This window comes from Kitasatospora sp. NPDC088779, assembly GCF_040685395.1.
In the GTDB taxonomy this organism is placed as follows: domain Bacteria; phylum Actinomycetota; class Actinomycetes; order Streptomycetales; family Streptomycetaceae; genus Kitasatospora.
On record NZ_JBFBHW010000022.1, the window covers coordinates 70,165 to 84,315 of the forward strand.

The 14,151-nt window shown below is 72.0% G+C and carries 10 protein-coding genes; 1 reads left to right on the forward strand and 9 read right to left on the reverse strand.

The features are described 5' to 3' along the window. Positions 1–188: 188 nt before the first annotated feature. The 6 genes from AB0P03_RS21995 to nrdR form a co-directional block, all read right to left on the reverse strand. Positions 189–1,592, reverse strand: coding sequence for an ABC transporter substrate-binding protein (locus tag AB0P03_RS21995; protein WP_363630342.1), 1,404 nt, complete (start codon positions 1,590–1,592; stop codon positions 189–191). A gap of 419 nt (positions 1,593–2,011) precedes the next feature. Beyond that, positions 2,012–2,575, reverse strand: coding sequence for a Clp protease N-terminal domain-containing protein (locus tag AB0P03_RS22000; RefSeq protein ID WP_363584546.1), 564 nt, complete (start codon positions 2,573–2,575; stop codon positions 2,012–2,014). Positions 2,576–2,578: 3 nt separating this feature from the next. Continuing rightward, positions 2,579–2,815, reverse strand: a complete 237-nt coding sequence (locus AB0P03_RS22005; RefSeq protein ID WP_363584548.1) for an RNA polymerase subunit sigma-70 — start codon at positions 2,813–2,815, stop codon at positions 2,579–2,581. A 48-nt stretch (positions 2,816–2,863) separates the two neighbouring features. Next, on the reverse strand, positions 2,864–3,628 hold the full coding sequence (locus tag AB0P03_RS22010; RefSeq protein WP_363630344.1) for an NAD(P)H-binding protein: 765 nt from the start codon (positions 3,626–3,628) through the stop codon (positions 2,864–2,866). A gap of 173 nt (positions 3,629–3,801) precedes the next feature. After that, positions 3,802–6,687: a vitamin B12-dependent ribonucleotide reductase gene (locus AB0P03_RS22015; RefSeq protein WP_363584551.1), complete on the reverse strand. Its 2,886-nt coding sequence runs from the start codon at positions 6,685–6,687 to the stop codon at positions 3,802–3,804. Positions 6,688–6,890: 203 nt separating this feature from the next. After that, positions 6,891–7,388, reverse strand: coding sequence for a transcriptional regulator NrdR (gene nrdR / locus AB0P03_RS22020; protein WP_063349343.1), 498 nt, complete (start codon positions 7,386–7,388; stop codon positions 6,891–6,893). 356 nt (positions 7,389–7,744) lie between these two features. Between nrdR and lexA the strand changes: the two genes are divergently transcribed. Further along, positions 7,745–8,626: a transcriptional repressor LexA gene (lexA, locus tag AB0P03_RS22025; RefSeq protein ID WP_363630345.1), complete on the forward strand. Its 882-nt coding sequence runs from the start codon at positions 7,745–7,747 to the stop codon at positions 8,624–8,626. A 130-nt stretch (positions 8,627–8,756) separates the two neighbouring features. On the opposite strand, the gene AB0P03_RS22030 is transcribed toward lexA, so the two are convergent. From AB0P03_RS22030 to AB0P03_RS22040, 3 genes are read right to left on the reverse strand one after another with little or no spacing between them, the layout of a single operon-like run. Next, positions 8,757–10,898 carry an ATP-dependent DNA helicase gene (locus tag AB0P03_RS22030; protein WP_363630347.1) on the reverse strand — a complete coding sequence of 714 codons (2,142 nt, stop codon included), beginning with the start codon at positions 10,896–10,898 and terminating at the stop codon, positions 8,757–8,759. A gap of 12 nt (positions 10,899–10,910) precedes the next feature. After that, positions 10,911–12,704, reverse strand: a complete 1,794-nt coding sequence (locus AB0P03_RS22035; protein WP_363630381.1) for an IucA/IucC family siderophore biosynthesis protein — start codon at positions 12,702–12,704, stop codon at positions 10,911–10,913. 7 nt (positions 12,705–12,711) lie between these two features. After that, a complete protein-coding gene (locus AB0P03_RS22040; RefSeq protein WP_363630348.1) occupies positions 12,712–14,151 on the reverse strand; it encodes a SidA/IucD/PvdA family monooxygenase in 1,440 nt (479 codons plus the stop codon).

Genomic DNA, 14,151 nt, shown 5'->3' on the forward strand with positions numbered 1-14,151 from the left:
TGGTGGGAAGGGGCGGGCGGTGCGGGTGGGTGGCCCCGCACCGCCCTCGACAGGTGGTCCTGAACGGCGCCCGGCCGGGCCCGGCACGAGTCCGGCTCGGCGCCCACCACGGCCAGGCGCCCACTGCGGCCGAGTACCCACCACGGCCAGGCGCCCACTGGGGGCGTGCGCCTCGTACGGGCGGGCGGCTACTGCGGCCAGGCGGCGTCGATGTCGGCGGCGGTCTTCTGGATCGACTGCCCCTCGGCGAACCAGGCGGTCAGCGACTTCCACTCCTGCCCGGAACCGATGGCGGCCGGCATCAGGTCGGAGCCGTCGAAGCGGAAGGTCGCCGCCGGGTCGGTCAGCGCGTCCGCCGACAGCCGGTCGATCGGGTCGGTGTACAGGCTCTTGTCCACGCCCTGGTTGGCCGAGACCCAGCCCGTCGCGGTCTTCACCCGGCTGCTCGCCCAGTCCGAGCTGGACAGGTAGTTCTGCACCGCCTGCACCTCGGGCCGGCCGGAGAAGGCGGCCAGGAACTCGCCGCCGCCCTCGACCGGGTTGGGGATCGCCGGGTTCACCGCGGGCAGGTGGAAGGCGAACACGTCGCCGTCCGGGCCGACCTTGGTGCCCTTGGGCCACTGCGCCTCGTAGAACGACGCCTGCTGGAGCATGGCGCACTTGCCGGTGAGGACCGGCGCGCCCGCGTCCTGGAAGGTGGTGGTGGCGATCGACTTGACGTCGCCGTAACCGCCGTTGGCCCAGGCCGGGTTCTGCATCCAGCCGGCGACGGTCTTCATCGCCGTGGTGATCTTCTCGTCGGAGAACTTCACCTGGTGGCCGACCCACTGGTCGTACACGTCACCGCCGTACGTGCCGAGCACCACCTCCTCCAGCCAGTCGGTGGCCGGCCAGCCGGTGGCCGTGCCCGAGGCGATGCCGCCGCACCAGGGCTTGGCGCCACCGGACTTGGCGATCCGGTCGCTGAGCGCCATCAGGTCCGCCCAGGTCTTCGGCACCTCGTAGCCGCCCGCCTTGAAGGCCTTCGGCGAGTACCAGACCAGCGACTTCATGTTGGCGCTCATCGGCGCCGCGTAGAAGGTGCCGTTGACCGAGCCGTAGGTCTTCCAGATCGGACTCCACCGGTCCTCGTTGGTGACCGTCTGGGCGGGTGGCTTGACCACCTTGCCGCTCTTCACCATCTGCGCCAGCAGGCCCGGCTGCGGGATGATCGCGAAGTCCGGGGCGTTGCCGCCGGCCACCCGGACCGGCAGCTGGGACTCGAAGTCGTTCGAGCCCTCGTAACTGATCTTGATGCCGGTGCACTTGGCGAACTCGGCCCAGGACTTCTCCAGGTTGTCCGACTCCGGACTGAGGATCGAGGCGAACATCGTCACCGTGGTGCCCGAATGCCCGGCGTACGGCTGGTACTTGGCACAGTCGCCGGACAGCGACGGGACCGCCGCGTCACCCCCGCCGCCCGAACCGCCGGAGCTGTTGGAACAGGCCGCGGTCAGGGCCAGCGCCGCGAGCAGGGCGGGTACGACGGCCAAGCGGCGGCCGGAACCGCGATGACCGGAACTCCTGGACGGCGCGGTCGGGTTGAGGGTCAATGCGGTCCTCCTCGCCAGGGCGTGCTGCCGACGGTGGGCTGAACAACATCGCGCTGTACCGGAGACGGGCGTGCAGAGATCGCGAGCGGGCGACGGACGAACCGATCCGATGACGTTAACGCAGCCGCCAGCCGCCGCCAAGGTCCACGTCGACCTTCATCCGTCGACACCCCGACCGAGAGCTCCGCCCCCGCTCGACAGCACGACGGCCCCGCCCGGAAACCCGGACGGGGCCAAGCATCTTGACTGACTGTCAGTACAGCCGGACCGGCAGCACCTCGATCGCCGTAGTGGCGATCACCTCGGCGGCCTCCTGAGCCGGGAAGGGGCAGCCGTGCTCGCCGTACGGGTAGCTCAGACGCGCCCGGTCGCCCCCGGCCGGGCGGCCGTCCGGCCCGCGCGCCGCCGAACCCGCCGGTTCACGCCAGCACCCCCTCGACAGCCCGCCGGACGGCCTGCGGATCCAGTCCGTGATCGACGATCACCCGGGCGCCGAAGCCGTCCCCCTCCCGGAGGACCCCCAGCAGCAGGTGCCCGACCGCGATCTGACCGGACTTGAGCCGCAGCGATTCGCGCAGCGACAGCTCCAGCGCCTTCTTCGCCCGGGCACTGAACGGACTCCGGCCCGCCCTCGAATCCAACCTGAACCAGCCCCGCCGCTTCGGCTCCTCCTCGGCCGGCGCGTCCAGCGCACCCTCACCGAAGGCCGATTCGACCGCGGCCCGAACGGCGTCCAGGTCCACTCCGATCGAGGCCAGCGCCTGCGTGTCGTCCCCCGGCCCGAGCAGCCGGACCACTGCCCGCCGGGCGGCCCCGTGGTCCAGCCCCAGCCCGATCAGGACGCCGGCGGCCGGGTCGTCCGGCCGGGCCAGGATCGCCAGCAGCAGGTGCTCCGTCCCGATGCGGTCGTGCCGCAGCTCCCCGGCCTCCTGCTGGGCCGCAGCCACCACCTGCCGTGCCGGGTCGGTGAAACGCTCGAACATCGTTCAGCCTCCGTCCTGGTCCTTGCCGGGCCCGCGCCGGGCGTACTTCTTGTGCACCGCCTGCCTGGTGACCCCGAGGCAAACCGCGATGTCCTGCCAGGACCAGCCCCGCGACCGGGCGTTGCCCACCTGCAGGCCTTCCAGGCGGTCCGCCAGGTCGCGCAGCGCGCGGACCGCCCGGAGCCCGACCGCGGGGTCACGGCTGCTCGCCGCGGCCGCGAGTTCTCCGCTCTCACTCATGGCGTCAACTGTGGTTGACAGTTGCGGCGATGTCAACCCTGGTTGACATCAGTGGTCGCCGAACCGCTCCGCCAGCACCTCCTCGAAGGTCCCCCGGCCCACCTTCCGCTCCGGGGTGAGGTTCCCGCCCGCCCGCAGCGCCCGCCCCGAGGCCCCCGGCACCCGCACCGGCAGCAGCACCCGCCGCCGACCCGACGCCCGCAGGTAGGCCTCGGCCAGCTCCCGGTACGGCCGCACCCGCGGCCCGCCCACCTCCGGCGCGTACCCGGCCGGCCCCTCCCGCACCAGCTCCGCCACCCGCACGTCCACCTCCCGCACGTCCACCGGCTGGACCCACGCCCCGCCCGGCACCGGGAACACCGGCAGCCGCGCCGACACGTCGAAGATCCTCAGCAACAGGTCGTGGAACTGCGTCGCCCGCAGCACCGTCCACCCCAGCCCCGACTCCCGCACCACCCGCTCACAGGCGAGCTTCGCCCGGTAGTACGGGATCGGCACCCGGTCGACCCCGACGATCGACACGTACAGCAGGTGCCGCACCCCCGCCCTCCCGGCCTCCGCCACCAGCGTCCGGACCGCGGCCACATCCTTCCGCCCCACCGTGGTCGCGCAGTCCACCACCACCTCGACCCCTGCCACCGCCCCGGCGACCCCCTCCCCGGTCACCAGGTCCCCGACCACCCACTCGACCCCCGCGCCCCCGCTCCGCACCCGCCGGCTCAACCCCCGCACCGCCACCCCGCGCGCGACCAGCAGCCGCACCACCTCCCGTCCCAGAACCCCCGTCGCCCCGGTCACCAGCACCGTCCCCATCACCACACCACTCCTCCCGCCGAACGCCGTCACCCCTACCGACCGCCCACCGCCCCCATCCGTGACATCGGCGTCCGCGAAGTGCCCGGACAAACGAGAAGAGGCGGGGCGAGGACGTGAAGTCCTCGCCCCGCCTCAGCGGTGGCTCACCCGTGCGGGGTCGGTACCGGCTGTCAGCTGCAGCCGCTGGTGGAGCCGCAGCCCTCGCAGAGGTAGCAGCTGCCGGCGCGGCGCATCTTGGTTCCGCAGGAGAAGCAGAGCGGGGCGTCGGCGTTGAGGCCGAGCTGGATCTCGATCAGCTCCGTGGAGTTGTGGGCCTGTGCCGGGGAGGCCTTGGGGGCCTTGGGCGCCTCGACGGCGGGGGCCGGGGTGGCGACCACCGGCGCCGACTGGGCGAGCGACTCGGTGTCGAGCTCCTCGGCCTCCAGCGGCTCGTAGGAGCCCGTGTCCAGGTGGCGCTGGCGCTCCTCGACGGAGTGGATGCCGAGCGCCGAACGGGTCTCGAACGGCAGGAAGTCGAGCGCCAGGCGACGGAAGATGTAGTCGACGATCGACTGCGCCATCCGCACGTCCGGGTCGTCGGTCAGACCGGCCGGCTCGAAGCGCATGTTGGTGAACTTCGAGACGTAGGTCTCCAGCGGCACGCCGTACTGCAGGCCGACCGAGACGGCGATGGAGAAGGCGTCCATCATGCCCGCGAGGGTCGAGCCCTGCTTGGACATCTTGAGGAAGACCTCGCCGAGGCCGTCGTCCGGGTAGGAGTTGGCGGTCATGTAGCCCTCGGCGCCACCGACCGTGAAGGAGGTGGTGATGCCCGGGCGGCCCTTGGGCAGGCGCTTGCGGACCGGGCGGTACTCGACGACCTTCTCGACCGCGGCGGCCGGGGCGGCCACCTCGAGCTTGGGCTCGGAGTCCTTCTTCTTCGCCGAGAGCGGCTGGCCGACCTTGCAGTTGTCGCGGTAGATGGCGAGCGCCTTGACGCCCATCTTCCACGCCTCGAAGTAGATCTCCTCGATCTCCTCGACGGTGGCGGACTCGGGCATGTTCACGGTCTTGGAGATCGCGCCGGAGATCCACGGCTGGATCGCGGCCATCATCCGGACGTGGCCCATGGCCGAGATGACCCGCTCGCCCATCGCGCAGTCGAAGACCTCGTAGTGCTCGGCCTTGAGGCCCGGGGCGTCCACCACGTTGCCGTGCTCGGCGATGTGGGCGACGACCGCCTCGATCTGCTCGTCCTGGTAGCCGAGGCGCTTGAGGGCGCGCGGCACGGTGCCGTTGACGATCTGCATCGAGCCGCCGCCGACGAGCTTCTTGAACTTGACGAGCGCCAGGTCCGGCTCGACGCCGGTGGTGTCGCAGTCCATCATCAGGCCGATGGTGCCGGTGGGGGCGAGCACCGAGGCCTGGGCGTTGCGGAAACCGTTCTGCGCGCCGATCCGCAGGACGTCCTGCCAGGTGTCGTTGGCCACGGCCCAGACCGGGGCGTCCAGGTCGTCGAGCGAGACGGCGGCGAGCGAGGCGTCCGCGTGCTGCTTCATGACCAGCTGGTGCGGGGCGGCGTTGCGGGCGTAGCCGTCGTACGGGCCGACGACGCCGGCGAGTTCGGCGCCGCGGCGGTAGGCGGTGCCGGTCATCAGCGAGGTGATGGCGCCGGCCAGGGCGCGGCCGCCCTCGCTGTCGTAGGCGTGGCCGGTGGCCATCAGCAGGGCGCCGAGGTTGGCGTAACCGACGCCGAGCTGGCGGTAGGCGCGGGTGGTCTCGCCGATCTTCTCGGTGGGGAAGTCGGCGAAGCAGATGGAGATGTCCATCGCGGTGATGACCAGCTCGACGACCTTGGCGAAGGTCTCCGCGTCGAAGGAGTCGTCATCGCGCAGGAACTTCATCAGGTTCAGCGAGGCGAGGTTGCAGCTGGAGTTGTCCAGGTGCATGTACTCGGAGCAGGGGTTGGACGCGTTGATGCGGCCGGACTCCGGGCAGGTGTGCCAGTGGTTGATGGTGGAGTCGTACTGGATTCCGGGGTCGGCGCAGGCCCAGGCGGCCTCGGCCATCTTGCGGAACAGCTTCTTGGCGTCGACGGTCTCAATGACCTCGCCGGTCATCCGGGCGCGCAGGCCGAATTCGGTGCCGTTCTCGACGGCGGTCATGAATTCGTCGGAGACGCGGACGGAGTTGTTGGCGTTCTGGTACTGGACGGAGGTGATGTCGTCGCCACCGAGGTCCATGTCGAAGCCGGCGTCGCGCAGGGCGCGGATCTTCTCCTCCTCCTTCACCTTGGTCTCGATGAAGGCCTCGACGTCGGGGTGGTCGACGTCGAGCACGACCATCTTCGCCGCGCGGCGGGTGGCGCCGCCGGACTTGATGGTGCCGGCGGAGGCGTCGGCGCCGCGCATGAAGGAGACCGGGCCGGAGGCGTTGCCGCCGGAGGACAGCAGTTCCTTCGAGGAGCGGATGCGGGAGAGGTTGAGGCCGGCGCCGGAGCCGCCCTTGAAGATCATGCCCTCTTCCTTGTACCAGTCGAGGATCGACTCCATGGAGTCGTCGACGGACAGGATGAAGCAGGCGCTGACCTGCTGGGGCTGCTTGGTGCCGACGTTGAACCAGACCGGCGAGTTGAAGCTGAACACCTGGTGGAGGAGGGCGTGCGTCAGCTCGTGCTCGAAGATCTCGGCGTCGTCCTTGGTGGCGAAGTAGCCGTGCTTCTCGCCGGCGGCGCGGTAGGTGAGCACCACGCGGTCGATGATCTGCTTGAGGCTCCACTCGCGCTGGGGAGTGCCGACGGCGCCGCGGAAGTACTTGGACGTGACGATGTTGACGGCGTTGACCGACCAGAAGTCGGGGAACTCGACGCCGCGCTGCTCGAAGTTGATGGACCCGTCGCGCCAGTTGGTCATGACGACGTCGCGGCGCTCCCAGCGCACCTCGTCGTACGGGTGCACGCCAGGAGTGGTGTAGATGCGCCCGATCCGCAGACCGCCCTTGGGCGCCTTGCCGCCGCCCTTGGCCGTGGTCTTGTCGGACTTCGACCCGCGTGCGGAACCGCTCGTGGTGTCTGTCACTTCTTCCTCCTCCTGGGCAAACGCCCGAGGTGCCCCGAAAAGTCCGGGCACCGCTGGTTCGTTCTTCCGGTGTGCGGGCAGGCGGAGACCTCGCCTGCTTGCGCACGGTTTGTTGTGTTCTGTGCCCTTTTTTCGGGCATGCGTGGGCCCCGTGGGACCCGTGGTGCAGCAAGGCCCGCCAGGGGGCCGGGTGCCGGCGCCTCCTAGGGCGCGGCGGCGGCGACGGGCACGCAGGTGCCGTCCGCCTCGGGGACGGGCCGTTCGGCGCGGAGTTCCGCGATGGCGGCCTCGAAGTCTTCCAGTCCGTCGTACGCCTGGTACACGCTGGCGAAGCGCAGGAAGGCGACCACGTCGAGCTCCTTGAGCGGGCCGAGTATGGCCAGCCCGACGTCGTGGGTGGTCAGCTCGGCGTTGCCGGTGGCGCGCACGCACTCCTCGACCCGCTGGCCGAGCTGGGCGAGGGCGTCCTCGGTGACCGGGCGGCCCTGACAGGCCTTGCGGACGCCGGTGATGACCTTCTCCCGGGAGAAGGGTTCGGTGACCCCGCTGCGCTTGATGACCATCAGCGCGGCCGTCTCCACGGTGGTGAAGCGGCGGCCGCAGTCCGGGCACTGCCGACGACGGCGGATCGAGCTGCCGTCCTCATTGGTCCGGCTGTCGACAACACGGCTGTCAGAGTGCCGGCAGAAGGGGCAGTGCACCTGAGGATCCCTCCCTGGCAGGACGTGCGGACCTGTTGAGTCTATGCGATGCGACCCCGGCCTCGGCAAGCTGATCATGCGCCGTAACCACTAGTACTGGGCACGGAGAGGACTGTAGCCACTAGATGTAGGTCTCCGGGGGAAGCGACACCCCTGGCGTGTCGGCACCGATTAGACTGCCGAAGTCGAGATCCGCTCGAACATTTACTCGATGCACAACCTCGATGTACAGCAAAGCCTTGATCGAGTCAGCCAACTCTCGAATAATTCACTCGAACGTGTGTTTGGCGCAACCTTTCGATAGGAGGGGCGTTGGGCTGGAAAAGGGGAGAGGACAGCCGTCGAGAGGGGCCGCCGTGAACACCATCGAAAGCAACACCATCCCGGTGCAGGAACACTCCCAGTTCAAGGTGGGGCAGCGCACCACGAATCAGCAGAGCGTGGACATCAGCATGGACCGTAGCGAAGACCAGCGCCTCTCCGGCCCGGCCCTTTCCAGTACGGGCCGCGTTCCCGACCAGCCGATCGAACACTCCACCGCGCTCGACGACGCCCACCAGGCGCCCACCCGCGCGCTGCCCGGCCGCCCCCCCGGCATCCGCACCGACGAGGCCGGTCTCACCGAGCGCCAGCGCCGCGTGATCGAGGTCATCCGGGACTCCGTCCAGCGCCGCGGCTACCCGCCGTCCATGCGCGAGATCGGCCAGGCCGTCGGCCTGTCCAGCACCTCCTCGGTCGCCCACCAGCTGATGGCCCTGGAGCGCAAGGGCTTCCTGCGCCGCGACCCGCACCGCCCGCGCGCCTACGAGGTCCGCGGCGTCGAGGTGGCCCGCCCGAACACCGCCGAGACGGCCGGCCGGCCGTCCACCTCGTACGTGCCGCTGGTCGGCCGGATCGCCGCCGGCGGCCCGATCCTGGCCGAGCAGACGGTCGAGGACGTCTTCCCGCTGCCCCGCCAGCTGGTCGGCGAGGGCGAGCTGTTCGCGCTCACCGTGCGCGGCGACTCGATGATCGAGGCGGCCATCTGCGACGGCGACTGGGTCACCGTGCGCCGCCAGCCGGTCGCCGAGAACGGAGACATCGTGGCCGCGATGATCGACGGCGAGGCCACGGTCAAGCGGCTCAAGCGCGAGGACGGCCGGATCTGGCTGATGCCGCACAACCCGGCGTACGAGCCGATCAACGGCGACAACGCCACCATCCTGGGCAAGGTCGTCGCGGTCCTGCGCCGCCTCTGACGCCTCGCGCGCACCCAGCGGGAAGGGGCTCCACCGCGCGGTCGCGGGGAGCCCCTCCGGCGTCTCCCGGGGCTTCCGGGCCCCGCCTCGGCCCCGGGGCGGGGCCCGGAACCCCGGATCACCGCACCGCTCAGCCCCGCTTCACCACCGGCTTGACCGGCGGCGCCGAGGCGTCGATCGCCGCCAGCGAGCGGCGCACCTGGTTGCGGTCCGTGGTGTACCAGAACTCCGGCATCGAGGAGCGGAAGAAGCTCCCGTACCGCTTGGTCTCCACCCGCGGGTCGAGCACCGCGACCACGCCCCGGTCCTCGGCCGCGCGCACCAGCCGGCCGGCGCCCTGCGCCATCAGCAGCGCCGCGTGCGTCGCCGCGACGGCCATGAAGCCGTTCCCGCCACGCTGTTCGACGTCCTTCTGGCGGGCGCTCATCAGCGGGTCGTCCGGTCGGGGGAACGGGATGCGGTCCATCACGACCAGCTGGCAGGCCGAGCCGGGCACGTCCACGCCCTGCCAGAGCGAGAGCGTGCCGAACAGGCAGGTGGACGCGTCCGAGGCGAACTCCCGGATCAACTCGCCCAGGGTGTCCTCCCCCTGGAGCAGGATCCGGTTGTCCAGCCGTTCCCGCAGCGCCTCGGCGGCCGTCTGGGCGCCGCGCATCGAGGAGAACAGGCCCAGCGTGCGCCCGCCGGCCGCGCCGATCAGCTCCGCCAACTCGTCCAGCATGTCCGGCCGTTCGGGATCGCGGCCGGGATCTGCGAGGTGCCGGGCGACGTACAGGATGCCCTGCTTGGGGTACTTGAACGGCGAGCCGACGTCGATGCCGCGCCAGTGCGGCACCGCGTCCTCGCCGAACCCGGAACCGGCCGAAGGATTGTCCCCGGGGGTGCGCTGGTCCGGCAGCCGGGAGTCCGAGGGCAGGCCGACGGAGGCGGCGACGCCGTTGAAGTCCCCGCCGAGCTTGAGGGTGGCCGAGGTGAGCACCACCGAGCGCTCCTTGTAGAGGCCCTCGCGCAGCAGCCCGGAGACGCTGAGCGGCGCGACCCGCAGCGAGCCGGTGCCCATGCCGAAGCGGTCGCTGCGCTCGATCCAGACCACGTCGTACTCGGAGTCCTCCAGCAGCCGCTCGGCGGTCTCGTGCAGCGACTCGGCGGAGGCCATCGCCTGCTTGCGGACGGCGTCCTCGTCGCTGAGCCCCTTGTCGCGGGTCTCGCCGAGCGAGCTGATCACCTGGCGGGCGGCGTCCCGGATCGAGGTGACCGCGTACGCCAGGTACTCGGGCAGTTCCTCGACCCGGCCGGGCTGGGCGGTCTCCATCAGGCCGTGGTAGTTCTCGGCGGCGGCCTGCAAGGCGTCCACGGCCTTCTCGTTGGCGAGCCGGGCGGCGCGCTTGACCGCCCGGTTGACCGCGCCGACGGTCAGTTCGGCGGTGGCCGCGCCGGTGACCCGGTTGACCAGCTCGTGCGCCTCGTCGACGATCAGCAGCCCGTGCTCGGGCAGCACCGGCGCGCCCTCGATCGCGTCGATCGCGAGCATCGCGTGGTTGGTGACCACGACGTCGGCCAGCTTGGCCCGCTCCCGGGCCTTCTCGGCGAAGCACTCCTGCCCGTACGCGCAGCGGGTGGCGCCCAGGCACTCCTTGGAGGTGACCGCCAGCTGGGCCCAGGCCTTGTCGGAGACGCCGGGGCTGAGGTCGTCCCGGTCCCCGGTGTCGGTCTCGTCGGCCCACTCGCGCAACCGCAGCACGTCCTGCCCGAGCTTGCTGGCGGGCCCGCCGAGCGCCTCGGCCGCGTCGAACAGGCCCTCGCCCTCGTCGCTCGGGGTGCCCTCGTTGGCCCGGTGCAGGCACAGGTAGTTGGAGCGGCCCTTGAGCATCGCGAACAGCGGGCGGCGGCGCAGCACCGGGTGCAGCGCCTCGACCGTGCGCGGCAAGTCCCTTTCGACGAGCTGGCGTTGCAGCGCCAGGGTGGCGGTGGCGACCACCACGCGGTCCCCGTGGGCGAGCGCGGGCACCAGGTAGGCGAGGGACTTCCCGGTGCCGGTGCCGGCCTGGACGAGCAGGTGCTCGGCGTTGTCGACGGCGTCGGCGACGGCCTCGGCCATCCGGACCTGACCGGGGCGCTCGACGCCGCCGACGGCCGCCACCGCGGCGTGCAGCAGGTCGGGGATGCGGGAGCGCGGGACGGCGACGGCTTCCTCGACGTCGGCGGCGGCGCCGCCGTCCTCGCCAGGGAGCTCGGTCTCGCCGGGGAGCTGGGTTTCGGAGTCGTTCGTCATGACCCTCCCAGCCTACGGGGCGGGGGTGACAATCCGGCTCCGTCGCCCGGGAAGATCCGCCTCCAGGGTCACCAGGGCGTTGGGGACGGTCCCGTACCGGGCGGCGTGCGGGCGGTGCGGGCGGTCCTGGTAGCCGTCGAGCAGCAGCCGGTTGCGGTTGAGGCAGAGCCGGTCGATCCGCGGCCGGAACAGGTCGAACAGCTCGAAGCGCTCGCCCAGGCCGGGGAAGCGGTCCTGGTAGCGGCGGATCTCGGCCCGCAGCAGGGCCCAGAACTCGGCCTCGGGCAGCCCGGTCTGCGCCTCCAGCAGCGGGGCGAGGTAGCGCAGGACGCCGATGAACAGCCCGGAGTGGAGGAACTGGCAGAGCCCCTGCGGGCCGTCCCGCAGCAGGACGTCGTCGACCTCGGCGGGCAGGTCGCGCAGTTCGGGCAGGTCCTGGTCGCTGAGGTTGACGTCGTCGACGAAGTCCTTGACCGCGAGCCTGGTCGGCGCGTCGTGCTCGTCGAAGACGACGATGGCGTTCTCGCCGTGCGGGGAGAAGACCAGCCCGTACCGGTAGAGGAAGTGCAGCAGCGGCGGCAGCACCGCGCCGAACAGCCGGCCGGTCCAGGCGGCGGGAGTGAGCCCGGAGCGGGCGATCAGTTCGGCGGCGAGCGCCCGGCCGTCGGAGCCGGTCTGCAGCAGGGCGGCCAGGGTGCGGGCGCGTTCGCCGCCGGCCAGGAAGGGGCCGAGGGGTTCGCGCCAGATCGCGCCGAGGAGTTCCTTGTACTGGTAGGGCGCCTCGGGCAGCTCTCGGTAGAGCGGGTGGTCGACGGTGACGGAGGCGATCTCGCCGAGCAGGATCACCCGGCACTCGTCGCGCAGGTACGGGTCGGCGTCGCGCAGACCGTGGATCCAGGCGGTGACGGCGGGCGCGGCGAGGGTGCGTTCGGTGGGCAGGCCGCGCCAGACCAGGGTGTTGAGGACGGACAGCGGCAGTTTGACGGTGCAGCGCTCGGGGTGGGCGGTGTTGAAGAAGGAGCGGATGGACTGCTGGGGCAGCCGTGGGTCGCCGTCGGAGGGCAGCGGGACGATCTCGCCGGAGGCGATCCAGGGTGCGAACAGCGGGACGATCGTCTCGTCCCACTGCCAGGGGTGGACGGGCAGCAGCAGGTAGTCGTCGGCGGCCGGGCCGAGGGCGGCGCGCAGCGCGTCCGGGTCGTCGAGTTCGCGGGCGTACAGCTGCTCGGGCCGCTCCAGGCCGGGCACGCCGCGGTACTCGGCGAGCCGGCGGTGGACGGCGATCCAGGGCAGCGGGCGCGGGGTGCGGGCCTCCGGGGCCCAGCGGGCGGCGTCGGTGGCGGAGAAGCCGATCCGGCCCTTGTTGGGGACGATCCAGGGGTGGCCGTCCTGGCGGCCCTCCAGGGCGGGGTGGTCGAGGTCGGCGAGTTCGGCGGCGGTGAGCGCGGTGGCGAGCTGGTGCGCGTCGGCGGTCAGGGTGGCGGTGAGTTCGCGGATCAGGTGGCCGGTGGTCTCGCCGCGCAGGCCGAGGGCGTGCCGGGCGTGCGGGAGGAAGCGCAGCGGGTCGAGGCCGTCCGGGTCTGAGCAGCGGACCGACTCCGGGTCGACCCGCCAGCTTCCGTACGCGCCGCGGCGGGCGGTGAAGCGGTACTCGGCCTCGGGCAGCCAGAGCAGGTACTCGCCGTCGGCGGCGGCGCGGACGGGCGTGAGCAGTTCCTCGTAGGCGAACTCGCCGAGCATCTTGGCCAGCAGGGCGCGCCCGGCCCGCCGCCAGTGCCCGGCGGTCAGGTGCGGGGGCAGGTACAACGGCGGTTCAGCGGCCGACGGTTGCGGCACGGGTCAGCTCCTGGGGACGGGGGACGGTGGGGGTGCTCTCGGTGGGGGTGCCCTCGGCGGCAGCGGCGGCAGCGGCGGCAGCGCCCGCGGCGGGGGCGGTCCCGGGCGGCGCGAAGCCGGTCCAGGCGGTGCGGGCGGGCAGCCGGTGGACGGTCCGGCCGGTGACGGCGTTGAGGATCACGGCGGCCCGGTGGGCGCCGAGTCCCAGGTCGGGGGCGCCGACGCCGTGGGTGTGCAGTTCGGCGTTCTGGACGTAGAGGCCGCCGGTGAGTTCGGGCCGGGTGGCGACCCGGTGGTCGAGGTCGATCCGGTAGCGCCCGCCCCGGTCCCAGTCGATCAGCCGGGCGAGCGGTTCGAGCGCGGCCGGCCGGGCGGCCCGGTAGCCGGTGGCGAGCACCACGGCGTCGGTGCGCAGGACGTGTTCGGCGCCGGAGTCGCCGTGCCGGCAGTGCAGTTCGAGGCCGCCGCAGGGGCCGGGGCGGGCTTCGGTGACGGCGGTGCCGGGGGTGATGTCGACCGGGGCGGTGTCGATCGGGCGGCCGATGGTGCGTTCGTAGAGGTGGTCGTGGATCTCGGCGAGGGTTTCGGCGCTGGCGGCCTTGTGGAGTTGCCACTGGGCGGCGACCAGGGTGTCCCGGACGGGTTCGGGCAGGCTGTGGAAGTAGCGGGTGTAGTCGGGGGTGAAGTGCTCCAGGCCGAGCTTGGAGTACTCCATCGGCGCGAGCGCCCTGGTCCGGGTGAGCCAGCGCAGCCGGACGCCGTCGCCGTCGTGGCGGCGGAGCAGGTCGAGGAAGACCTCGGCGCCGGACTGCCCGCTGCCGACCACGGTGATGTCCCGGACGCCGACGAGGTCGCCGCGGCGGTCCAGGTAGTCGGCGGAGTGGAAGGCGCGCGGGTGACCGTCGAGGGCGGTGAAGGCCTCGGGCAGGACGGGCCGGGTGCCGACGCCGAGGGCGAGGTTGCGGGCGTGCACCTCGGTCCGCCGCCCGGTCGCGGTGTCGGTCAGCTCGGCCCGGAAGTGCGGGGCTTCCCAGTGCAGGGCGGTGACCTCGGTGCCGAAGTGGCAGTTGGCGAGCCGTTCGGCGGCCCACCGGCAGTAGTGGTCGTACTCGCGGCGGGGCAGTTGGAAGCGCTCGGCGAAGTAGAACGGGAAGAGCCGGTCCTGGTCGCGCAGGTAGTTGAGGAAGGACCACGGGTTGGTCGGGTCGACGAGGGAGACCAGGTCGGCGAGGAACGGCACCTGCATCCGGGCCCCGTCCACCAGCATGCCGGGGTGCCAGCGGAACTCCGGGCGCTGGTCGCAGAAGAGCGTGCGCAGGCCGGGGACGGGCGCGGCGAGCGCGGCGAGCGAGAGGTTGAAGGGGCCGATGCCGACGCCGAGCAGGTCGTACGGCGGCTGGGGTGCTGGGGTGTCCAC